The following is a 22,049-nucleotide window of genomic DNA, read 5'->3' on the forward strand; positions in this document are numbered from 1 at the left end:
TGGAAGGAGGATACAAGCATGAAGGATCATGTCTTAATCGTGGACGACGAGCCGATCATCCGCAACGGCCTCAAAAGCTTTATCGACTGGGAGAAGCTCGGGCTCGCCGTGGAGGGGGACTCGGCGAACGGCCTCGCCGCGCTGGAGCTGCTGCGCGACAGGCCGGTCGATATTCTGATCACCGATATCAAAATGCCGGTCATGGACGGCCTCGAGCTTACGCGCGAAGCGCTGAAGATCAATCCCGACTTGCAAATCGTGCTGATCAGCAGCTATAACGAATTCGACTACGTCCGCGAAGGGATGAAGCACGGGGCCGTCGATTATTTGCTGAAGCCGACGCTGGAGGCCGACGAGCTGATCGCCGTGCTGCTCAGATGCAAGGAAAGGCTGGCGGGCTGCCGCAAGCAGGCCGACGAGAAGACGCGGCTTGCCCGGCAGACCTCCCTGCTCGAGAGGAAGCGGATCGAGCAGGACATCGTCCGCTTGCTTGCGGGCGCCCGGGAGGAGACGCGCTTCGCCGATCTGTTCGGCCGGCGGGGCGCCGCTTACGTCTGCGCTTACGTCATGGCCGACTGCTTAAGCGAATGGGGGGAGCGGTACGGCAATTTGCACGCGAGCATCGTATACGAGGATTTGCAGGCGCTGTTCTACGAGCAGTTCCAAACGGGCAGCGCGCCGATTCTGGCGGGAGAGGGGCTGCTGCTCCTTTATCCCCGCGACGAAGGGGCGGGCGGGCATTCGATCGAACGGTTCAAGGCGCGCGCGGAAGCGGAGCTCGGCCTTTCGGTATCGGCGGGCTATTGCGAGGTCGAGGCGTCGGAGCGGCTGGAGACGGCGTATCGCCGAAGCCGCGCCGCCGCGGAGCGCCGCTTCTTCGAAGGGACCGGCCGCGTGTTCGTTCATGACGGGACGAATGACGGGACGAACGGCGCCGACGAGGCGGGCGGACGCTTCGAGGAGATGAACCGGCACGCCATGTTGGAGCTGGTGCGCGCGGAGAAGGACGGTGGCGCCGTCCTCGACGGCTTCGTCGCGCGCTGGAGGCGGGAGGGGCCGTCCCCTGAGCAGACGAAGCGGGAAGCTTGCGAGCTGCTGTCGGCTTTCGCTTACGCGAGCGGCGACACGAGGACGGTCACGGGCTTCCGGGACGGCGTCTGGCGCTGCGACACGGTTAGCCGGCTCGGGGAGCTGATGCGCGCCCTGGTCCGGGAGATGGAGCAGCCGAACCGGCTGCGGCTTAACGATAACGGGCACGGCGGGCAGCTCGTCGCGAAGGCGGTCGCCTACATCGAGCGGCATTACCGCGACGATTTGACGCTGCAGGACGTGGCGGATTCGGTCCATGTGAGCAAGAGCTATTTTTCGAACCTGTTCAAGAAGCAGACCGGGCAAAACTTTATCGATTATTTGATCGATTTGCGGATCGGCGAAGCGAAGCGGCTGCTCGTCCGGAACGAGTGCAGAATATACGAGGTCGCGGAGAAAGCCGGCTTTAACGACGTGAAATATTTCAGCAAGCTGTTCAAAAAGACGACCCAAATGACGCCGGTCGAATATCGGGAGAAGCATCAGCGGTAGCGGATAAGGAGGATTCGAATGCCCAGGGGAAGGCTGATCGCGTTAATCTGCATGCTGTTTCTTGCCGCGGGCTGCGGAGGACAGTCGATCATATCGGATGAAAGCAGCGTGGCCAGGCTGAATCAGAACGAAAAGGTCGAAATCGAGTTTTGGCATACTTACAGCGACGAGGAAACCCGGATATTAGAGGACCAGATCCTCCCGGCGTTCGAGAAGGCGCATCCGGATATACGCGTTCGTCCCGTCCGGCAGTATAATAACGCGGAGCTCAAATATACGCTCATTTCCAAAGCTTCCGCGAACCGGTCGCCGGACGTCGTGCGCATGGACATCGCGTGGGTATCCGAGTTCGCGCAGAGCGGCCTTCTGCTCCCGCTTAGCGACAATGACGATTTCGATGACGTTACGAAGTCGCTTCAGAGCAATACGGGCTCGGCCGGCTACTTTGCCGGGGCGCATTATTCGCTGCCGGTCAATATGAACACGAAGGTCGCGATCTTCAGCCGCGAGCTTCTGGAGAAGTCGGGCCTGTCCAAGCCGCCAGCAGCCTTTCAAGAGGTCATCGAGCTGGCGAGGAAGGAAGGCTACAAGATCGGGATGAGCGGGCTCGAAGCGTGGAAGAGCTTGCCCTATGTGTATGCGCTCGGAGGCCGAATGACCGACGAGGCGTATACGAGAGCGACCGGCTATTTGAACGGGGAAGGAACGGTGAAGGCGGTCGAGCTGCTGTTGTCGCTCTATAAGGAGCGGCTCATCGACGGTGCCGTTATTAACGGCGGCGCCGATCTTTGGGAAGACGTGAAGACGGGGAAGCTGCTCGTGATGGACGACGGGCCGTGGTTCTACAGCGTGTTCCAGGGCGAGGAGCTCGAGCGGGCCGTCCGCTCCACCGTTGCGGTCCCTTTCTTCCCCGCCTTCGGCCCTGCCTCCATTCTGGGCGGAGAAGATCTGGTCATCCCGAGAGGCTCGAAATATCCGAAACAGGCGTGGGCGTTCATGAAGTGGATGATCGGCAAGGACGCGCAGGTCGCCATGTCCCGTACCGGCCTTATTCCGACCAACGTGGAGGCCAAGGAGATGAAAGCGAGGGGAGAATCGTTCATCCCTCCCTTTACGGAAGCGCTGGAGCATACGTTTCTGCGCCCGCCGGTCAAGGAATGGAGCGCGATGGATAAGATCTATACCGGTTACATGACCCAAATCTTCCAGGGCAAGCTGTCTGCGAAGGACGGACTGACGAAAGCCGCCGCCGAAATCGACCTGCTGCTGGCAGGGTGAGGCTGGGCGCCGCGCAAAAGGCCGGGCAGTCACGACGGCGCATGCACCGCAGTATGGCCTGCCCCGCCGCTTATTCATCCAACCGCGCGGCATGGGCTCCCCCCGCCGCATGGTCGCCATAATGGATAGTTGCAGTAACTTTCCCCTTATTCGCCCCTTGATGAGGCGTATGTTGGATTTCATCCAGTCAAATTGGTGCTTAGAGGCGAAAAAGAGGCCAGGAGGCCGTCTCGCGCTGGATGAAATCCAGTATAGACGGCCTCCCGGCCCTATTGAAGTCTCCGTACTGGATAAAATCCATGATAGCGGGCCAACCGTCCATCAGGGAGGCGGCCGAGCAATTCCGCCGCGCGGCATGGCCTGCCCTCGCCGCAGGATCATCCAACCTTGGTCGCCATAATGGCTATTTGCAGTAACTTTCCCTTTATTCGCCCCTTGATGAGGCGTATGTTGGATTTCATCCAGTCAATTTGGTGCTTAGAGGCGAAAAAGAGGCCAGGAGGCCGTCGGATGAAATCCAGTATAGACGGCCTCCCGGCCTTTTTTACCGTGCCTATATTGGATGAAATCCATGATAGCAGGCCAACCGTCCATCAGAGAGGCGGCCGAGCAATTCTGCCGCGCGGCACGGCCTGCCCTCGCCGCAGGATCATCCAACCTTGGTCGCCATAATGGCTATTTGCAGTAACTTTCCCCTTGTTCGCCCCTTGATGAGGCGTATGTTGGATTTCATCCAGTCAAATAGGTGCTTAGAGGCGAAAAAGAGGCCAGGAGGCCGTCTCGCGCTGGATGAAATCCAGTATAGACGGCCTCCCGGCCTTTTTTACCGTGCCTATATTGGATGAAATCCATGGTAGCGGGCCAACCGTCCATCAGGGAGTCGGCCGAGCTATTCCGCCGCGCGGCATGGCCTGCCCTCGCCGCAGGATCATCCAACCTTGGTCGCCATAATGGATATTTGCAGTAACTTTCCCCTTATTCGCCCCTTGATGAGGCGTATGTTGGATTTCATCCAGTCAATTTGGTGCTTAGAGGCGAAAAAGAGGCCAGGAGGCCGTCTCGCGCTGGATGAAATCCAGTATAGACGGCCTCCCGGCCCTTTTTGAAGTATCCATGCTGGATGAAATCCATGATAGCGGGCCAACCGTCCATCAGGGAGTCGGCCGAGCTATTCCGCCGCCGACCCCGCCTGCTTACACCATCAGAATTTCCCGGATATCCTGCTCGGTGAGCGAGGACAACGCTTCTTGGCCGGGCTTGATCATTTCGTCGATCAGGCTCTTTTTGCGCTGCTGGAGGTTGTACATTTTATCCTCTACCGTTCCCTGCGCGACGAGGCGGATAACCTGCACGACGTTCTTCTGCCCGATGCGGTGCGCGCGGTCCATCGCCTGCTCCTCGACGGCGGGGTTCCACCACAGGTCGTAGAGGACGACAGTGTCGGCGCCCGTCAGGTTCAGCCCGGTGCCGCCCGCCTTCAAGGAGAGAAGGAACAGGTCCCTCTCCCCGTCGTTAAACCGGCTGCACAGCTCGACCCGCTCGGCGGCGGGCGTCTGGCCGTCCAGGTAAAAATACGGAACGCCCCGGTAGCCGAGCTCGCGCCCGATCAGGCCGAGCATCTCGGTAAACTGCGAGAAGACGAGCAGCCTCCTGCCGGCGCCGCGGCCTTCCTCGACGATCTCGAGCAGCTGCTCGAACTTGGCGGAGCTCCCCGCGTAGTCCTCGACGAACAGGGAGGGGTGGCAGCACAGCTGGCGAAGCCGGGTGATGCCCGCCAAAATTTTGATCCGGTGCTTCTGAAAGTCGTCCGCGTCCAGATGCTTGACCGTCTCCTGCTGCAGCTTGGCCAGCATGCCGACGTACAGCTTCTTCTGCTCCGGCAGCAGCTCGGCCGCGTGGATCGATTCGATCTTCTCCGGCAGCTCCTGCAGCACGTCGCTCTTCAGCCGCCGCAGCAGGAACGGGCGGATGCGCCTGGCCACCGTCTCCCGGGCAAGCTCGCCGAACGAGCGCCGGTCCTGGAACAGCTCGGGGAACACGGCGTCGAAGATCGACCACAGCTCCTCGAGCCGGTTCTCCACCGGCGTTCCGGTAAGCGCGAACCGGTGCTTCGCCTGCAGCGCCTTCACCGCCTGCGCCGTCTGGGTCGCATGGTTTTTGAAAAATTGCGCCTCATCGAGTATGAGCGTATGGTACGACTGCTTCGTGTAAATCCCGACGTCGGCGCGCAGCATCGGGTAGGAAGTTAGAATGACGTCCGCCCCGGCCGGATCCTTCAGCAGCCGGCTGCGCTCATGCTTGCTGCCGTCCGCGATGACGGCGCGAACCTCGGGCGCGAACCTCAGCAGCTCGTTCCGCCAGTTATAGACAAGCGAAGCGGGCGAGACGATGAGCGCCGGCTGCCCGTGCCGCCGGATTTCCGGCAGCATCGAGACGACGTACGCGATGCTTTGCACCGTTTTGCCGAGCCCCATGTCGTCCGCGAGAATGCCGCCGAACCGATAGTGCGCGAGCGTTCGCATCCATTGGTACCCGTACGTCTGGTAGTCGCGCAGCACCGGGGCTAACCGGTCCGGAACGGGAAAATCCAAATGATCCGGGTTGCGCATATTTTCGAGCAGGCGGCGGAAGGACTTGCCGAGCTGCACCGCCTTGCCGGGTTCTCTCGCATCCATAAGATGCAGTCCCCGCGCGGCGGGAATGCGGAACGTCGATCCGCGCACGTCGCCCTTCGGCAAGCCGACCTCGTTCAAGAAGCGGATGATTTCAAGAAACGCTTCGCCCTCCAGCGGCAGCAGCGCGCCGTCCGGCAGGCGGTGATAGTTGCGCTTGATCTCGAGCGACTTCAGCAGGCTGCGAACTTCCGATTCGGGGATCCCGTCCATCGAAAACTTGAATTCGAGCCAGTCCGTTCGCTCGTCGACGTCGACCACGATCTTCGGCGGGGCATGCTTGGTCACGACCCGCACCTTGACGGCGCTCGTGGCGTATACCGTCAGCAGCTTCTCGAGCTCGGGAACGACATGATGGAGAAAATCGAACTCGGCCTCTTCCTCTTCCATGAAGTAGCCGCTCTCGGTCTTGGCGAAGGGGCATCGCTCCATCAGATCGAGGATGCGGCGCTCCTTCTCCCCGTCGCGGACCAGGATCCGATCGCTCCCGCGCTTCCGGTCGCCGCTCTCCAGCGGATTAATGACGATATCGCCGTATTGGAACTCCAGTCCGGCCAGCAGCCGGTCTCTTACCCGGTCCAAATACAGCCTGGCCGCAAGCTCGGTCTGCAGCACCCGATCGGCGATCGACTCCGCGATCCGCACGCTGCCGAGCTTCATCAAGCCGGGAATGACGCGGTCCATAATCGGCTCCATTTGGTCCGGCGCGATCGGAATCCGGCTTTGACCGGTCGCGTCCAGCATATGCTTCAGCTCCGCCACGCGCCTGCATTCCTCCGCCGGCAGCTTCATCAGCTTGCCTCCGTCCAGCGCCAGTCTGTAGTCTTCCAGAATGGTCAGTCCGTCCAGCCCCTGCACGTCCATGAGATAGCCCCCGCCCTGCGCCTGATCGAACGCGAAACGAAGCGGAACCGGATCGTTCGACTCCTCGATGCCGATATACTCGCGGCCGCCGTGGACGAGCAGCACGGAGGGAGCTTTCAGAAGCAGCGGCTGCAGCGTATCCCATGAATAGGGCGGGACGAGCAGCATGCGGTCGCCGCTGGCCGGGCTTCCCGGACTGACGAGCCGGGCCGCCGAATCCCGGTACATCGTCTCGTTGCGGTACACTTGAACGAGCTGACGGATGATCGCGTCGTCCTCCGCCGAGAAGCGGTGCTGCGCGGGATCGTAGACGAAATGCTTCGAGAAGGGGTAGGGCACCCGGCGCTCGACGCAGCCGACGAACTCACGGATCCGCTGCACGATGTACAGCCGCTTCGGACCGACCTTCAGCTCGATGCCGATCATTTGCTTCCGGTAGCCGTATTCGAAGAGCTTGCAGGTTACTTCGATTTCAAGCAGGCTTCTTGCGTCATAGAGCAGCCCGCTCCCGCTCGCGGGCGAGGCTTGGCGGCCGAACAGGCCGAGCAGCTTGCCGGCGAGCTTGTCGTCCTGCCTTTCATGACGGTCACGTCGGGGCGTAAGGACGCCCTCCTCCGCCTCTTCTTCGGCGGGCCGGTTCTCCGGATGCAGCAGGGAAGGGAACTTGCGGACGGGCTGGTCGCTGCCGCCTTCCGTCGCCGCGATTCGGAGCAGCGCGGCGGCGACATGCTTGCAGTACGTATCATAGCTGCCGGCAGCCATGCAGCTGCAGCCCGCCTGCACGTCGCCGTCTCCGTCGAGCTCGACGCTTACGAGGCACGGCGTCATATCCATGACGCGCGCCTCGTAGCTGCCCGCCCCCGTCTTCGTCAGCGTAACGCCTTCCGCTCGATAAAGCGCCTCGCCCCTTGCGTAGAAGAGGTCGCCGCATAACTGTTTGATCAGTCGGTTGGTCAATTGAGGGTGCATGTTCTCGGTCCTTCCTAGTGTAAACGTCCGACGCAGGTCCATTGGGCATAAGCTCGTTACACGTTGAAATTCAAGCCGATCCTATATGGTCAAGCTTCGATGTTCCCGCCGCCAAAATCAATCTTCGCCGATCCCCGCTCTATCGGATGCTTCTTACGGTCGTCCCGTGAATAAGGTCGCCCTGCAGCACGATATGCTCGTACGGCGCCGACGGGTTGGCGATCCGCCACAGCATTCGCTCGGCGGCTCGGAAGCCGGTTTCCTGCACCGGCAGCGCCGGCCTGGTCATATCGGGCAGCAAGCCCCGCAGAGCGGGCTCGGCTTCGAGCGCGACGAGCGAGTAATGCTCCGGTATGCCGCTCCCCGTCATGCTGCAGGCCAAGTAGGTCCGGGTGAGCGCTTCCTGCGAGGTACAGACGAACGCGGTCGGCTTATGCGCTTCGACGAGCCGCTGCCAGCGCGCCGCCCATTCCTCTCTCGTGCCGTTCGTCTCGAACAAATGGCCCTCAAGCGAGGCGGCGATTCCCGCCTCCTCGAGCGTGGAGCGGAACGAGCTCCATCTGATCCGGTAGCCTCGCGTCCGTTCGATATCCCCGATATACATCAACCGGCGATGCCCGCATTCGAGCAAGTAATTCACGCATTGCCGCATCGCGTCTCCCACGTTCCAAATAACGCTGTCCACCCTGGCCATGGCGGGCGGAAAGTTGAGCAGAATGCGCGGGACGGGCAGAGCCATCAGCTTGTCCTCGACCGGATACGGAATATTGGGACTAATGAAAACGCCGTCCGAAAACGCGATGCCCGTTTTGTCGACCCAAGCCTCGAACGCCTCGTCCTCCCGCAGCCGATCCGTAATGAAGGATAGCTCGACCTTATGGCCGGCATCGGCGAGCCGGCGCTGCACGCTCTCGAGCAGGGCGTTGTGCAGCGCCGAGTACATCCCGATCTCCGAAGCGATCAGGAAGACGAACCGTCGCGAATGGCTGAAGTAGAGCGGCACGCGCTCGAACAGCGCGCTCCGCTCCTGCTCCTTCGTATGGTAACCCAGCTTCCGGGCGAGCTCCCGCACGCTGGCCCGCGTGCTCTCCGACATGCCGGGCAGGCCGCGAAGCGCCTTCGACACGGTATGGACCGTTAACCCGAGCTCGGCCGCGATATGCTGCAGCGTAATCTTTTTCTTTATGGGCATGAGTGGGGCCTCCGTAAAATGAAACGAAAATGAAACTAAATATAAGCTACATCAAATTATATAATAAAATCGAACAAAAACGAAACGCGGGGGGAACGCGAATGAGAACGGTAACGCTTCCGGCGCAAGAGGTGCCGGTCAGTCGTGAGGTGGATGTGCTCGTTGTCGGGGGAGGGCCGGCCGGGATCGCCGCCGCGATCGCGGCTGCCCGGAACGGGGCGAAGACGCTGCTTGTGGAGCAGCGCGGATTTTTGGGCGGAATGGGAACGGTAGCGCTGGTCCCGGCCTTCTGCCCGTACACGGACGGGGAGAAGCCGGTTATCCGGGGGATCGGCCTTGAGCTGCTGGAGCGGATGAAGCAAAGCTGCGACGCCGATTACCGCCGAAGCTATGCGGACAGGCTCGATTGGGTGCCGATCGACGCCGAGGTGCTGAAGCGGGTATACGACGACGCCGTGCTGGAAAGCGGCGCGGAAGCGCTGTACCATACGTTCGTCGGCCAGATCGTCATGGACGAGCGGGGCGGGAAGGTGGAGGGAGCCGTCGTCGTGAACAAGACGGGCCGATCCTTCATCGCCTGCGGCAACGTCATCGACGCGACGGGCGACGCGGATATCGCCGCCCTGGCCGGGGCGCCGTTCCAGAAGGGCGGAGAGAAGGGCGAGCTGCAGCCCGGCACGATGTGCTACGTGCTGGCCGACGTCGACCGCCGGCAGTTCGATCGCTATTTGAAGGAAAGCGGGGACTCCGGCCAAATTCCGAAGGCCGTGCAGGCGGCGCAGGCGGCGGGCGACCTGCCGGAAGGGAGGAAGGAGGTATCGGGCTTTGCCTGGATCTCGGAATCCCTCGTCGGCGTTAACTTCGGCCACGTATTCGGCGTCGACGGGACGAAGGCGGAGGATTTGACGCGGGGCGCGATCGAGGGGCGCAAGGGCGTCCAGACGCAAATCGCGTTTTTGCGCAAGTATGTGCCGGGGTTTGAGAAGGCGCACCTGGTGTCGACGGGCGAGCAGCTCGGCATTCGGGAGACGCGCAGAATCGTCGGCGATTACGTCTTGGTCCAGGAGGATTTCCTCGACATGCGGGGCTTCGAGGACGATATCGCCAGAAACGCGTATTTTATCGATATCCATATGGCGACCTCGAAGGATCAGGTGACGATCCGCCGCCTGCCGCAGGGCAAGTCGCACGGCGTGCCTTACCGCTCCCTGCTGCCCGTCGGCATCGACAACCTGTGGGTTGCCGGCCGCGCGGCTTCCTCCGACCGCGTCGTGCAGGGCTCGCTGCGCGTCATGCCGAACTGCTTCGCGATGGGGCAGGCGGCGGGAACCGCGGCCTATATGGCCGGCGCCGCCGGGCAGACATCGCGGCAGGTGCCGGTCGACCGGCTGCAGACGCTGCTCGTCCGGCAGGGCGCCTGGCTCGGCGAGGACGTCCATCGGCGCTTGGGCGTGGAGGCGTGAACGAATAGCGGCGGCAAATCCGGCACGGGCCTGGCGACGGTCAGGTGCCGACCGGAACGGCAGCGCACGGAAGGCTGTGCAAAGAAGGTGGACGGGATTCCGTGCGCCTTCTTTGCGTTTGATCGGACATTTCGCGCCGACTCGTTCTATGGAATCGCCCCGAACGGTCGGTATTCGGCTGACAGGTTTTGCCCACTCCAAACGAACTTGTCTCTCAAATGAACTCAGGAATGTTACTCGAATCAAACTTGCCCCCTCGTATGAACAAATCTAGTTATTCGAATCGAACCTGCCTCTCAAAAGAGCCAAACAAATTTTGCCTGTACTTCATCCAACCAAACCTCGATCAACAACACCCCGGGAGGCGTTTGACTGGATTCCATCCAGTCAAACCTCGCACGACAACGCCCCGAGAGGCGTTTGACTGGATTCCATCCAGTCAAATCGCCGAAAATCGGCTATTCGGTCACGCTGAAAGCTCATTAGCCTGCATAAAATCCAATCAAACGTAAGTTACTCGCGCCCGAACCGGGTTTTGCTTGGATAAAGTACAGTCAAAGCCCGCCTGCCATTTTCTAATGAACAAAAGAAGAATAGCGAATGCGGGAGAAGTCAAAAATGGCAGAATAGAAGAAGAAATCTATTTACTCGAATCAAACTTGCCCCTCAAACGAGCCTAACAAATTTTTCCTGTATTTCATGCCAATTAATCCTCGCACGACAACGTTCTGGAGGCGTTTGACTGGATTCCATCCAGTCAAACCTCGCACGACAATGCCCCGAGAGGCGTTTGACTGGATTCCATCCAGTCAAATCGCCGAAAATCGGCTATTCGGGCACGCTGAAAGCTCATTAGCCTGCATAAAATCCAATCAAACGTAAGTTACTCGCGCCCGAACCGGGTTTTGCTTGGATAAAGTACAGTCAAAGCCCGCCTGCCATTTCTGCTTGTAATCCATCCGACTAACTGCCGCACTCTGGTAAAGTGCGCGGGTAGGCGGGGGGCCTCCGGCAGTGCAGTCATATGGAAGCGCCGTACCGATTCCCGGGTTAGACCGTTCGGAGGGACAGCGTTATAATAGGGAGTATTGAACAAACGGCAGACCAAGGGGGCTGATCATTATGCAATACCGGCGTCTGGGCGGCAGCGGGCTGAAAGTATCCGCGCTCGGTCTCGGCACGAATTCGTTCGGCAAGCGGGCCGACTTCGAAGCGTCGCGGCGCATCCTTCATTGCGCCATCGATAACGGCATCAACTTCATCGATACCGCCAATATTTACGCAGGCACGGAATCGGAGAAAATAATCGGCCAAGCGCTCGAGGGAAAGCGGCACGACGTCGTGCTGGCTACCAAAGCGGGGCTTGTCAAAGGCGGAGGGCCGAACGAGCGCGGCTCCTCGCGTTACCATCTGCAGGCGGAGCTCGAGAACAGCCTGAAGCGGCTTCGCACCGACTATGTCGATCTGTATCAAATCCATACCTTCGATCCGGAGACGCCGCTGGAGGAGACGCTTCGCGCGCTCGACGACATGGTCCGCTCCGGCAAGGTCCGTTACATCGGCGCCTCGAACTATTGCGCGTGGGAGCTCATGAAGGCCGTCGGCATCAGCGACAGGCTCGGGTTGAACCGCTTCGTGTCGACGCAGACGAGCTACTCGCTCGCAGACCGGACGCCGGAGAACGAACTTGTCCCGATGTGCCTCGACCAGGGCGTCGGCATTATCCCGTACTTTCCGCTCGCGGGCGGGATTTTGTCGGGGAAATACGGCGGCGGGGACAAAGCTCCGCCAGGCTCGCGAGCGCAGACCGACCCGAACTTCGCGAGGTTCGTGAACGACCGGTCGATCGCCCTCGGCGAAAGCGTCCGGAAGCTGGCGGAAGGCGTTGGCTGCAGCCCGGGCGTCCTGTCGCTCTCCTGGCTCATGCATCAGCCGGCCGTGTCGACGGTCATCGTCGGCGCGACCCGGGCGGAGCAGCTTGAAGAGAATTTGAACAGCGCGTCGCTAACGCTTAAGGACGGGACCTTGGAGGCGCTGGACGCCGTTAGCCGACCGTTCCGCAGCGGGGAGCCGTTTGCGGTCTACCGGCTGCCCTAAGCCGGCCTCGGCCTGACGCTTATTCGACGCAGCTTCGGCGAGGAAGTGGCTCATGTCGATGGGACGTACTCGCTGCGGCGCCTCACATCCGCTCGAAGGCGACGATCCAGTCGCCCTGCGTGGCGGCGTAGCCGGCGTCGCCTTCGACGACGAGGCCGTACAGGTTCTTCACGTCCAGGTACTCCTTGCGCTGGCCGTTGTCGAATTCAAGCGTAATATAGTAATACGTGCGTGAAGAATTGGACATATGGCCGATGCCGTTATGCTGGTGATGATGATTAGTATGGCTTCTTACCTCCATGCGCTTGGAGACGATGCGGGCGTAGCTGCTTTCCCTGGGCGCGCTCGCATTTTTAAAATGGGTGAATACGCTGTAGAGAATGCCTCCTATAATGAGGACGAATACGATAACGATAAAAATGGGGCCGATCGTGAACATCAGGTCGAACCCTCCGCCAAAAGACGGACCGAATCCATTCATGCGCGTTGCTCCCTCCATCGGTTTCTGTTTTTGCAGGCTAAAAAAAGTATACGCGAAAGCGGCGGAGGAGTTGCACCGGCCGCCAATCGACCGCAAAGAAGAGAGGAGAATCATAATGACAGTAGGCTCGGAAAAGGATGTTGAAGGATTGAAAGAGATAGGCAGAATCGTCGCGCAGACGATGCAGGAAATGAAGAAGGCGGCGCGCCCCGGCATGACGACGAAGGAATTGGATGAATTCGGCGGACAGCTGCTGCAAAGCCGCGGAGCCGTATCGGCGCCGAAGCGCGACTACCAGTTCCCCGGCTATACATGCATCAGCGTAAACGACGAGGTGGCGCACGGCTTGCCGGGCGAGAGAAAGCTGGCGCCAGGCGACCTCGTCAACATCGACGTCTGCGCGGAGAAGGACGGGTACGTCGCGGACACGGGCCATTCGTTCCAGCTGCCGCCTTACGACGAAGCGATCGTGCGGCTGTGCGATTATACGCACGAGACGATGATGAAGGTGATCGGGGCGCTGAAGCACGGCGTCAAAATCAACGAGGTCGGCCGCATCGTGCAGCGCGAGGCGAAGCGGGGCGGCTACAAGGTCATCGAGGATTTGTGCAGCCACGGCGTGGGCCGCAAGGTGCACGAATGGCCGCAAATCCCGTCCGTCTACAACAAAAACGACAAGCGGGTGCTGCGGGAGGGGCTGGTCATTACGATCGAGCCGTTCCTGACGACCGGCGCGGAGCATGTCGTGGGGACGGGCGACGGCTGGACGCTCGTTACGCCGGACCGCACATTCGCGGCTCAGCACGAGCATACGATTATCATTACGAGGGATAAGCCGATCATCTTGACGGTGGCTTGAACCGGCGTTGCCGCCGTCTAAGGGAAGCTTGTATAGGGGTGCTCCGCGAGGGCCATACTGGATAAAAATTACTTCCAAGATGAAGCCAGGTGATACAAGTGACGGACAACCCAAGCGGATTCCCGCATTCGGATTCTTCAACGGCGGACGGGTCGCTGCGCAAAAGCAGGAAGCGTTCGGACGGCCCGCAATATCCGATTTCCGAGCAGCTGTCCCAAAATATCGATTATATGAAAACAATTTTCGGCGGCAGCTCCGATATCGTCTTCAAGCATTGGAATTACGGTCCCGAATTGAAGCACGAGGCCTGCTCGATCTATTACGAGTCTCTCGTCCAGGAAGATACCGTCAACTATATGAAGATTACGCTGCAGGACATGGTCACGCACGAAATCGGTCCCGGCATGGAGGTCAAGCCCGAGGAAGTACGCGCTTTTTTCGAGCACGACGGCGTGTCGGGGAAGAAGGCGTCCGTTCTCGCGGATATAGAGCGGATGGTCGAGCATATCGCGAACGGGCGATTGGTTATTTTTTTCGATCAATGGAATAAAGGGTTATCCTTCAAAGCGCAGTCCGTCGAAACACGGCAGGTCAGCGAATCGGTCAACGAGTCGGTCGTGCAGGGCCCCCGGGAGAGCACGGTCGAAAATTTGCAAAAAAACCTCGGCCTGCTCCGCCTGCGGCTGAAAACGCCGAAGTTCAAAATCGTGCTGCTCACGGCCGGAGGCAATACGAAGACGTCGGTCGCCTACGGCTATATCGAGGATGTCGTAGACCAGGAGATGCTGACGGAATTCAAGAAGAGGATCGAGCAGATCGAGGAGGTTGAAATATTGGAGACCTCCTATATCGAGCAGCTTATCGAGGATTCCTCGTATTCGCCTTTCCCGCAGCACCGGTATACGGAGCGGACCGACATGGCCGTGGCGGGCATGCTGGCCGGCAAAATCGCGATTCTCGTACAGGGGACGGGCGGCATTTTGTTATGCCCGGGGCTCTTCACCGAATTTTTCCAGTCCAGCGAGGACTACTACCAGCGCACGCTCATCTCGACGCTGGTCCGCTGGCTGCGGATCATCGCGTTTATTATCGCGCTCACGCTGCCGAGCGTCTATATTGCGTTGTCGACGTTCCATCCCGAACTGATCCCGACGGTGCTGCTGCTTGCCGTTCTTAACGCGCGGGAGGGCATTCCGCTGCCCGCCTTCTTCGAAGCGCTGCTGATGGAGTTCTTCTTCGAGCTGATGCGCGAGGCCGGGGTCCGGCTGCCGAGGCCGGTCGGCTCGGCGGTCAGCATCGTCGGCGCGCTCGTTATCGGAGACGCCGCCATCAGCGCCGGCATCGCGTCGCCCATCATGGTCATCGTGGTTGCTTTGACGGGCATCGCCTCCTTCTCCATTCCGCAATACAATATCGCGATTTCGCTGCGCATCCTCCGGTTTCCGCTCATGGTCAGCGCGGCCGTACTGGGCGGCTTCGGGATGATGATCTGCTTCTTGTTCATCCTGCTTCATCTCTGTCAGCTGCGCACGCTCGGGCAGCCTTATTTGGCACCGCTCGCCCCGTTCAGGTGGAAGGAGCTGCGCGATGTCTTGGTGCGCATTCCGCTGAAGAAGCTGCTCCATACGCCCCGGGATTTGCACAAGAGAAAGCCGGTGAACTGATGGCGAGGCTGCGCGTACGGATGGCGGGAAGGATGGGCAGGACGCTGACGCTGCTCGGGCTGGCGGCCGCCCTGCTGCTGCTGCCCGGCTGCTGGAGCAAGTACGAGCTGACCGACCGCGGCTTCGTCATGGGGGTCGCGCTCGATCTGGGCAAAACCGGCAAAATCGATATGCTGACGCAAGTTTACCGCCCGGCTTCCGTCGATATGAACAAAACGACGGCTACGGGCGTGTCCAGCATCAATATTAAGACGAGCGACGACACCGTCAACGAAGCGATCCGCGATATTCCGCTGCATCTCGGCCGCAAGGCGCAATGGAGTCATTTGCGGGTCATCATCGTCGGCGAGCGGCTCGCCAGGACGATGCCGCTCGGCAAGCTGCTTGATTTATTTTACCGGGATCACGAGCCGCGGAGCAGCGTCTCCCTCATGATCTCGAAGGGGCGCGCCGCCGACCTGCTGGAGAAGAAGCCGCTCATCGAACAGACGTCGGCGCAGCAGTTCCTGCGAACGGAGGAAGCGTCGTACAAGAACTCCGCCAAAACGGTGGATACCTCCTTGCTGAAGTTCATGCTGGAGTCGAAGGGCGCGACGCGCGACGCGGCCGTGGCCTACGTCTACGAAAGCAAGGAGGATAAAAATATGTTCTCCGCCGCGGGTCTGGCTCTGTTCAAGAACGGGGTCATGAAGACGGTCATGCCGGCGAGCAAAGTGGAGGGGCTGCTCATGCTGAGGAATAAGTACAAATCGGGCATCGTGGAGTTCCCTTGCGAGGGCAGCACGAAGGAAATGGAGACCGTCGAGGTGCTCTCACTGAATGTGAAAGCGAGGCCGGGCGTCAAGGACGGCAGGACGTCCGTCAGCGTCGCGGTCGAAGGAAATGTTTCGATCGGCGAACTGAAATGCACGAAGATCGTCACCCTTGAAGACGAAGCGGCTTACCTTGGCAAGGTGGAGCAGGCGGTGAAGAAGCAGCTGGAGAGCGCCATCTCCTTTTTGCAGAAGAATCAAATGGACGTCATCGGGATCGGCAACAAGATCTACCGCAAAAATCCGGGCATGTGGAAGAAGATGGAGAAGGACTGGGGCCGGCAATTCGCGGCGATCCCTTTTCAATTCGAGGTCAAGCTCCGGCTCATGACAAGCGGGACGACGATCGGCAAGCCGGCCGTTTAAGACGGCGAGAAGGAAGTTGAGGATATGGCGGAGAGGCTGACCGTACTGGTTGTCGCGTTCGGCGGCATGCTGCTGTACGACGGGCTGAAATGGCGCAACCGAATAAGCAAACGGGACAAGCTGATTTATTCGGTGCTGCTGCTGGTTTCCTTGTATATGGGGGCCGATTATGCGTTAAATAAGGATTGGCCGGATTTTCATATGGCGATCGACCTTGTCATCGGCGATCTCGCGCGGGCGATCGAAGGCTATTTGAACGTGAAGGATTAGACTGTCCGGGAGGATGAGGGAGGCGATCGGCATCGACAACCGCGCGGTAAGCCATTTTCAGATGGGAGTGCTGTTCTTTGTGTTTATGACCGGCTCCTCCATCATCAATATACCGGGACCGCTCATCGGCAAAGCCGGGAACGGCGCCTGGCTGTCCCTCCTGCTGTCGGGAGGGCTCGGCTTCTGCATGCTCGGCTGCGTTCTGTATTTGCACCGGCGATTTCCGGAGCTGACCTTCGTGCAGTACAGCCGCAAGCTGATCGGACCGGCTCTCACCGCCGTCCTGTCCGTTGTCGCGATCACGTTCCTGCTGCAAATGCAGTCGGCGATCGTCGTCGACGTCGGCTTGTTCATGATCAGCTCCATGCTGAGGGAGACCCCGATTTACGCCTTCACGATCATGATCTTCATAATCGCGGCTTTAAGCGCGAGGGCGGGGCTTGAGGTGATGGCCAGGATGTTCACGCTGATCATGTTTACGTCGGCTTTTTTTCTGTTATTCGTCCTGGTCGTCGGCCTGCCCGATTACGATCCGTCCCTGCTGCTGCCCATTATGCCCGAAGGCATCAAGCCGGTGCTGCACGGCGCTTATTTCTCGTTCGGCTTTCCGTATGTCGAGGTGTTCCTGTTCGGGATGCTGCTGCCGTTCGTGCACAAACAATCGGCGAACAAATTGCCCCGAACGATGGCGATCACCTTATTGCTTAATATCGTGACGTTGTGCGGAACGACGCTGTGCGCCATTATGATTTTCGGACTCGAAGCGGGGGAGAGGCCTTACGTTCTGTACTCCTTGGCAAGGGTCGTCGAATTTCAGGAAATCGTCCAGCGGATGGAGTCGATCATCGGCATGTCGCTTATTCTGGGCTCGTATATGAAGGTAACGATCACCCTGTTCGTGCTCAGTCTCTTTTTAAGCCAGCTGCTCGGCATGAAGGATTATCGGGTGCTGGTCATGCCGCTCGCGCTCATCGGCTTCCTGATGGGACTCGTCGACTTTGACGGCGTGTCGGAATGGGTCGGAACCGTAACGGTGCTGCATCCGGTATGGGCGTCGGCCGGGTTTGCCGTCCCGCTCGTGCTGCTGGCCGTCATTGCGGCAATCAAGGGGGATAAAAATCAAGGGGGATAAAAAGCAAAAACGAACGCAGGCGCGTTAGGCCGGCGTTCGTTTTTTTCGGTTTCGTCCTGAGCCGCGTTTCAAGGCTTGACTAGCGTATATTCGCCGATCGACTCGTACATCGGCGAGGCGTGCATATGGGTGCGCATGAGCACGAACCGGTCCGCTTCCCACCGCGCGCCTCTCGGCGCATCCGCGACCGCACCTGGCGGCATCGGGACGCTCCCTCCCGCATAGCCTCTTGCCAGCGTGACATGCGGGGAATAGGGCCGCTCTTCCTTGGCGAAGCCAAGGGGAAGCGTTGCCTGCGCCACCGACAGATGGAGGGCGGTCAGCGCATCCCGCCCGCCGATGACCGCCGCCCACAGCACGCGGGGAGCGGCAGGGGGGGAGCCGAAGGTGCCGGCTCCGTCCAAGCGGAGCGGGAAGGGGCCGCCGCGGACGCCGCGCAGCGCTTCGTGCAGAGCGCCGACGGCCGAGGCGGACGTATCGCCCAGAAATTGAAGCGTAATATGATAATCCTGCGGGTGCGTCCATTTGCGGAAGGGCAGCCGGCTTCTCGCGCGGTCTGTCCATTCCTTTAATTCCCCCGCGATGTCCGCCGGTATCGGAACGGCGACGAACAGGCGCATCGTATCGCTATTAGGCGCGGATCGGTTCATGAGGCTCGTCCCTCCTTCTTTTACCATTCAATATGGCCGTTACGTAAACCAAATATCCCGAAAGCGGACCCAGCCGAGCGATTCCAGCGATATGCCGCGCACGGACGGGTGGAACGCGGTCTTCAGCTGCTTGCGGTACAGGAATAGGAGGCTGTGCCGCTCCTTCAGCTCCGCTTCGACTCGCTGGAAGATTTCGCTGCGGCGCAGCGGATCCGGCTCCGCGAGAATGTGCCGGATGCCGGCCTCGAGCATGTCCTGCGTCTCCGGGGTCGCATGCTGCTGCATGCTCTTGAACAGGTCGATCAGCCGCAGCTCCCGGTGCTCGTCCAGCATGACGGCGAAGAGCAGCAGGTCGGCGGACATGCGCGCCGTCCCTTTGAACCGCTCCGCGTCGATGAGGCTGATTTCGATATTCACGCCGCTGCCGGCGCATACTTGCCGGATGATGCGCGCGTCCGCCTCGTATTGCGGAATCGTCGCGAGCGTCAGCGTCTCGCCGGTATAGCCCGCGGCGGCGAGCAGCTCCTCCGCGCTGCGCGAATCCGCCCCGGCTTCGCCCGCGCCGGCTTCGTCCGCGCCGCCGTCCGTCTGCCGCGGCCAGAAGCTGTCCACGCGCTCGATCACGTCGCCGGACAGCAGCCGGAGCAGCTCGTCCCGCCCGATCGCGCGGTCGATCGCCGCCCGCAGCGCCGGGCTGGCGAGCAGGCTTCCTTCATGCTCGTTCGCCGTAATGAACTTGCAGGTCATGCCCGATTGCCGCACCTGCTGCCACCGCTGCGCCGCCGCGTCCGACAGCCTCGCGTTGTGCATGATTTGGAACGATTGCAGCTCCGCGCCGCCGTCCTGGCCGTCGCTCTCCGCAACCGTCCATATTTCGACGCGGTCGAGAAACGCCCGCCCGCGAAAATACGGGGCGAACGCTTCGAGAATCCAGACGCCCTGCTCCTTGCCCGCAAGCCGGAACGGACCCGTTCCGACCGGGCTCGCCCCGAATCGCCCGCCCGCCGCCTCGCAGGCGTCCTGCGGCACGATCGAAGCCCGGTTCGTCGCCAGGAAGGACAGGAAAGCTTCGTTGCGCTCGGCGAGCCGGATGCGGATCGTCGTGTCGTCGGGCGTGTCCATGGCGGCGATGCCGGAATAAGTCCAGCCGTACAAACCGTGCGGGTTCAGCGTCCGGAGCCGTCCCAGCGAATATTTGACGTCGGACGAATCCAGCTCCCGGCCGTGGTGGAACAGCACTCCTTTGCGGAGGTAGAAGGTCCACATCGTCCGCGATTCGTCCACCTCCCACGCATGCGCGAGATGGGGCGACAGCTGTCCGCCCTTCGGATCGATCCGCACGAGCCCGTCGAAGAGCTGATTGACGAGATGCGACTCCCCCATGTAATGAATGGCCGCCGGGTCGAGGGAATAGATCGTCTGCGGCAGAGGGAACCGCAAAATATCGGTGCGCCGCTTGCCCTGCCTGTCGGAGTGGAAGCCGAACTGGCCGGACAGCCACTCCTGGAATTGCCCGCGGAGCTTCGTCGATTCGTCCAGCTGCCCGAGCAGCTCGAGAGCCGAATGGAGATCCTGCTTCTGCATCAGCTCCTGCGCCTCGAGCAGCGCGATCTGCTCCTTGCCCGCCAGGAAGGTCAAGGCGGAGCGGTTGCCGCGGCCGCGCTTCGGCGTCCAGGCGAGCCAGTTCTCCTGCTGCATTCGCTTGAGCAGCAATACCATATTGCGATGCGTGCATTCCAGCAGATCCGCGAGCTCCTGCGTCGTCACCTCGAACGGGGAATCCTCCTGAATATCCGGGTAGGCGAGCCGGATCGCCAAGTAATGCCTGCGAATTTTCATATCGTCAACCCCAGCCTTTAAAATATGAAATTTCCCGGTTATAACTTACACTTTTTGTTCTTGTTTTCTAGGTTACAATAAAAGGAGGAAATTAACAAACCGAGGGTGATGATGGAGTGAAACGATTATGAGAGATCCGGCGCCATGGCAAAAAAGGTACGAAAGAATGCTTTTGCTTGCCTTATTGTTCGGACTGCTGAGCCAATATTTATTCGTGGGCGCCGAGCCGGGCGTGTCGGTGCTCGTCTTCGTGCTCGGCTTCTACGGCTTGTTCTTCTATTCCGTGAAGGGGAGAATCGGAGGCTTCGAGAAATGGCGGGGCCAGCTCAGCTCCGGCTGGCTGCTGTTCGTCCCGGTTGCACTGCTGTCCTTATCCTACGCCGTCTATGACAACGACTTCTTCCGGGCGCTGAACGGACCGGCAATCTTCGCGCTCGTCGTCGCGCAGACGGTTCTGCTTACGCGCAGCAGCGCGAAGCCGTGGTACAGGGGCGTCTTCTATGCGGATTTGCTGTATTTGAGCTTGATCAAGCCGATCACCGCTTTGGGGGTTCCTTTCTCCTTGCTCGCCGACCGGTTGAAGGGGAACCGCGGGGAGGAGACGGGGGCACTCAAAGGCAATGCCGGCAAAATCACGCTGGGACTCGTGCTCGCGGCTCCGATTCTGGTCGTGGTCGTCTCCCTGCTCGCATCGGCGGATGAAATATTTTTCTCGTGGATCGTCGAGCTGTTGGAGGCGTTCGGCCGCTTCTCGGTCGGAGACGGCTTTTTCCGGCTTTTTGTCGCCGCCTTCTTCATGCTGTACGCCTTTTGCTACATTTGGGGGTTGTTGTTCCGCAAGCCGTCGGAGAACGGGCTGGCCGCTCCCGCCGGCGATGCCGCAGAGCCCTCGGCGGGAACGGCGAGCACGACGATCGACCCGGTTACGGCTGGCACGCTGCTGGTCAGCATCAATGCCGTATACGTGCTGTTCGTCGTCATTCAATTTTCTTATTTGTTCGGCGCGGCAAGCGGGCTGCTGCCGGAAGGCTCGGCCTATGCCGAATATGCGCGCAGAGGCTTCGCGGAGCTGATCATGGTCGCGCTGATCAACATCGGCCTGTTGATGGGCGGCCTTCACCTGATTCGCCGTACCGGCGGGGCGGCCGAGCTGGTGCGGAAGCTCTCGCTCACCGTCCTGATCGGCTGCACGATGGTGATGCTCGCGTCCGCCTACAGCCGCCTGTCCCTCTACGAGGAGGCCTACGGCTTCACCCATTCCCGCTTGCTCGTGCACGGCTTCATGATTTACCTCGGCGTCCTGCTGGCCGTCGCCATGCTTCGCATCTGGAAGGAGCGCTTCTCGATGGCGAAGGTGTATATCGGCGTCTCCATCGCCGCGTACGTGCTGATGAACTACGCGAACCTGGATGCCCGCATCGCAAGCACGAACATCGAGCGGTACGAGAGAACGGGCAAAATCGACCTGGCCTACCTCGGCACGCTGTCGGCCGATGCCGCGCCGGCGCTGCGGAAGCTGCAAGCGAAGCATCCCGAGCTCGCAGGGCTGGACGAGATCGTCCGGAACATGCGGAATGAGGCGCGAGCCGGCGGCAAGTGGCAGTCGTGGAATTTGTCGAAGGAGCGGGCGGATTAAGGCGGCTCGCGGGAAGGAGAGATTTTTTCGATGTCGAAAATCCCCTGACGGACCGCTGCCTTCCGGCGGCGCCTGCGATGATCGGTTTGCCGCTCTCTCTCGTCCGGCTGGCGGCGTCCGGCAAGCATAAGCCGACCGGCTGGCTGCTCGACATCGGCGGACCAAGCTGCGCGCGCCTCGGTAACCGGGGCGGGCGTCCCGGCGTCCCCGCCGCCTCGCGCCCC

The 22,049-nt window shown here is 60.6% G+C and carries 16 protein-coding genes; 11 read left to right on the forward strand and 5 right to left on the reverse strand.

The annotated features are described in order from the left end of the window. The first annotated feature begins 18 nt into the window (after positions 1-18). On the forward strand, positions 19-1,581 hold the full coding sequence (locus IDH41_RS10000; RefSeq protein WP_190860570.1) for a response regulator transcription factor: 1,563 nt from the start codon (positions 19-21) through the stop codon (positions 1,579-1,581). An 18-nt stretch (positions 1,582-1,599) separates the two neighbouring features. Next, positions 1,600-2,859 (forward strand): extracellular solute-binding protein, encoded by a 1,260-nt coding sequence (locus tag IDH41_RS10005; RefSeq protein WP_190860572.1) that lies wholly within the window; start codon positions 1,600-1,602, stop codon positions 2,857-2,859. A 1,193-nt stretch (positions 2,860-4,052) separates the two neighbouring features. On the opposite strand, the gene IDH41_RS10010 is transcribed toward IDH41_RS10005, so the two are convergent. Together IDH41_RS10010 and IDH41_RS10015 are read right to left on the reverse strand one after the other, a co-directional pair. Further along, positions 4,053-7,364: a DEAD/DEAH box helicase gene (locus IDH41_RS10010; RefSeq protein ID WP_190860574.1), complete on the reverse strand. Its 3,312-nt coding sequence runs from the start codon at positions 7,362-7,364 to the stop codon at positions 4,053-4,055. Positions 7,365-7,503: 139 nt separating this feature from the next. Then, complete coding sequence (locus IDH41_RS10015) at positions 7,504-8,556, reverse strand: LacI family DNA-binding transcriptional regulator (protein ID WP_190860576.1); 1,053 nt, start codon at positions 8,554-8,556, stop codon at positions 7,504-7,506. 101 nt (positions 8,557-8,657) lie between these two features. On the opposite strand from IDH41_RS10015, the gene IDH41_RS10020 reads away from it, so the two are divergent. Together IDH41_RS10020 and IDH41_RS10025 are read left to right on the forward strand one after the other, a co-directional pair. After that, complete coding sequence (locus tag IDH41_RS10020) at positions 8,658-10,019, forward strand: FAD-dependent oxidoreductase (RefSeq protein WP_190860578.1); 1,362 nt, start codon at positions 8,658-8,660, stop codon at positions 10,017-10,019. A gap of 1,122 nt (positions 10,020-11,141) precedes the next feature. Continuing rightward, a complete protein-coding gene (locus IDH41_RS10025) occupies positions 11,142-12,116 on the forward strand; it encodes an aldo/keto reductase (protein WP_190860580.1) in 975 nt (324 codons plus the stop codon). Positions 12,117-12,198: 82 nt separating this feature from the next. On the opposite strand, the gene IDH41_RS10030 is transcribed toward IDH41_RS10025, so the two are convergent. Beyond that, positions 12,199-12,597 (reverse strand): DUF2500 domain-containing protein, encoded by a 399-nt coding sequence (locus IDH41_RS10030; RefSeq protein ID WP_190860582.1) that lies wholly within the window; start codon positions 12,595-12,597, stop codon positions 12,199-12,201. Between the two features lie 115 nt (positions 12,598-12,712). Here IDH41_RS10030 and map point away from each other — a divergent pair, with 115 nt between their 5' ends. The 5 genes from map (at position 12,713) to IDH41_RS10055 (ending at position 17,700) form a co-directional block, all read left to right on the forward strand. Next, on the forward strand, positions 12,713-13,456 hold the full coding sequence (gene map, locus IDH41_RS10035) for a type I methionyl aminopeptidase (RefSeq protein WP_190860584.1): 744 nt from the start codon (positions 12,713-12,715) through the stop codon (positions 13,454-13,456). An 89-nt stretch (positions 13,457-13,545) separates the two neighbouring features. Beyond that, positions 13,546-15,120: a spore germination protein gene (locus IDH41_RS10040; RefSeq protein ID WP_317890717.1), complete on the forward strand. Its 1,575-nt coding sequence runs from the start codon at positions 13,546-13,548 to the stop codon at positions 15,118-15,120. 32 nt (positions 15,121-15,152) lie between these two features. Beyond that, the gene (locus IDH41_RS10045) at positions 15,153-16,298 is read left to right on the forward strand and encodes a Ger(x)C family spore germination protein (RefSeq protein WP_190860586.1); all 1,146 of its coding nucleotides are present in this window, start codon (positions 15,153-15,155) and stop codon (positions 16,296-16,298) included. A 24-nt stretch (positions 16,299-16,322) separates the two neighbouring features. Next, positions 16,323-16,568 carry a hypothetical protein gene (locus tag IDH41_RS10050; protein WP_190860588.1) on the forward strand — a complete coding sequence of 82 codons (246 nt, stop codon included), beginning with the start codon at positions 16,323-16,325 and terminating at the stop codon, positions 16,566-16,568. Positions 16,569-16,581: 13 nt separating this feature from the next. Then, entirely contained in the window at positions 16,582-17,700 is a 1,119-nt protein-coding gene (locus IDH41_RS10055) for a GerAB/ArcD/ProY family transporter (RefSeq protein ID WP_190860589.1), read from the forward strand. Between the two features lie 68 nt (positions 17,701-17,768). On the opposite strand, the gene thpR is transcribed toward IDH41_RS10055, so the two are convergent. After that, a complete protein-coding gene (thpR, locus tag IDH41_RS10060; protein WP_190860591.1) occupies positions 17,769-18,350 on the reverse strand; it encodes an RNA 2',3'-cyclic phosphodiesterase in 582 nt (193 codons plus the stop codon). A gap of 39 nt (positions 18,351-18,389) precedes the next feature. Continuing rightward, positions 18,390-20,189 carry an ABC transporter substrate-binding protein gene (locus IDH41_RS10065; protein WP_190860593.1) on the reverse strand — a complete coding sequence of 600 codons (1,800 nt, stop codon included), beginning with the start codon at positions 20,187-20,189 and terminating at the stop codon, positions 18,390-18,392. Between the two features lie 166 nt (positions 20,190-20,355). On the opposite strand from IDH41_RS10065, the gene IDH41_RS10070 reads away from it, so the two are divergent. Continuing rightward, positions 20,356-21,825, forward strand: a complete 1,470-nt coding sequence (locus IDH41_RS10070) for a DUF4153 domain-containing protein (RefSeq protein WP_190860595.1) — start codon at positions 20,356-20,358, stop codon at positions 21,823-21,825. Beyond that, positions 21,795-22,049, forward strand: a 255-nt coding sequence (locus IDH41_RS10075; RefSeq protein WP_190860597.1) for a hypothetical protein, incomplete at its 3' end; no start/stop codon positions are given. The genes IDH41_RS10070 and IDH41_RS10075, both read left to right, overlap by 31 nt.

The sequence above is a fragment of the Paenibacillus arenilitoris genome (genome assembly GCF_014705655.1).
GTDB classification, from domain to species: Bacteria; Bacillota; Bacilli; order Paenibacillales; family Paenibacillaceae; genus Pristimantibacillus; species Pristimantibacillus arenilitoris.

Bases quoted from the DNA above. Each gene is read 5' to 3' on its own strand.
- IDH41_RS10000 (WP_190860570.1), top strand. From the start codon at position 19: ATGAAGGATCATGTCTTAATCGTGGACGACGAGCCGATCATCCGCAAC.
- IDH41_RS10005 (WP_190860572.1), top strand. From the start codon at position 1,600: ATGCCCAGGGGAAGGCTGATCGCGTTAATCTGCATGCTGTTTCTTGCC.
- IDH41_RS10010 (WP_190860574.1), bottom strand. From the start codon at position 7,364: ATGCACCCTCAATTGACCAACCGACTGATCAAACAGTTATGCGGCGAC.
- IDH41_RS10015 (WP_190860576.1), bottom strand. From the start codon at position 8,556: ATGCCCATAAAGAAAAAGATTACGCTGCAGCATATCGCGGCCGAGCTC.
- IDH41_RS10020 (WP_190860578.1), top strand. From the start codon at position 8,658: ATGAGAACGGTAACGCTTCCGGCGCAAGAGGTGCCGGTCAGTCGTGAG.
- IDH41_RS10025 (WP_190860580.1), top strand. From the start codon at position 11,142: ATGCAATACCGGCGTCTGGGCGGCAGCGGGCTGAAAGTATCCGCGCTC.
- IDH41_RS10030 (WP_190860582.1), bottom strand. From the start codon at position 12,597: ATGAATGGATTCGGTCCGTCTTTTGGCGGAGGGTTCGACCTGATGTTC.
- map (WP_190860584.1), top strand. From the start codon at position 12,713: ATGACAGTAGGCTCGGAAAAGGATGTTGAAGGATTGAAAGAGATAGGC.
- IDH41_RS10045 (WP_190860586.1), top strand. From the start codon at position 15,153: ATGGGCAGGACGCTGACGCTGCTCGGGCTGGCGGCCGCCCTGCTGCTG.
- IDH41_RS10050 (WP_190860588.1), top strand. From the start codon at position 16,323: ATGGCGGAGAGGCTGACCGTACTGGTTGTCGCGTTCGGCGGCATGCTG.
- IDH41_RS10055 (WP_190860589.1), top strand. From the start codon at position 16,582: ATGAGGGAGGCGATCGGCATCGACAACCGCGCGGTAAGCCATTTTCAG.
- thpR (WP_190860591.1), bottom strand. From the start codon at position 18,350: ATGAACCGATCCGCGCCTAATAGCGATACGATGCGCCTGTTCGTCGCC.
- IDH41_RS10065 (WP_190860593.1), bottom strand. From the start codon at position 20,189: ATGAAAATTCGCAGGCATTACTTGGCGATCCGGCTCGCCTACCCGGAT.
- IDH41_RS10070 (WP_190860595.1), top strand. From the start codon at position 20,356: ATGCTTTTGCTTGCCTTATTGTTCGGACTGCTGAGCCAATATTTATTC.